This window comes from Yersinia sp. 1252 StPb PI (genome assembly GCF_048593885.1).
Lineage (GTDB): Bacteria > Pseudomonadota > Gammaproteobacteria > Enterobacterales > Enterobacteriaceae > Yersinia > Yersinia enterocolitica_E.
Genome location: NZ_JAZGQE010000522.1, coordinates 1 through 363 on the forward strand (window position 1 = coordinate 1; position 363 = coordinate 363).

Sequence of the window (363 nt, forward strand, 5' to 3'; positions counted from 1 at the left end):
TGCCAATAACATCTTGGCCAATCAATATTACTATGTTATTTATATTTATTTCACGGTCCATACATTTAAAATATCCTACACAAAACGAACATTGATGTTACGACCAAAAAAATCATGAAGAAACATATAAATTTTATTTATGTGCTGTATGTCTTATAAATATCATTCTCGCTCTGACTCGATGACCCACCGCTAAAGTTTAAGCAAAGGGGCTCTGTCGCATTAGCGTAGGCAAGTTAGCAAAAGTTGCGCTGCCGGTTTTTCAAGCGGCCAGCAGATAAAATTGTTCTGCCGGTGATAAAACCTCCTTGGCAGGATGCTGAAGCGGTCCTTTGCGTATCATCTGCACTAACTCAATGCCTG

General features: G+C 39.1%; 1 pseudogene. It reads right to left on the reverse strand.

Annotated features, from left to right (window positions below):
* Positions 1–262: 262 nt before the first annotated feature.
* A pseudogene (locus V2A85_RS24590) lies at positions 263–363 on the reverse strand (IS6 family transposase); the annotation flags it as partial.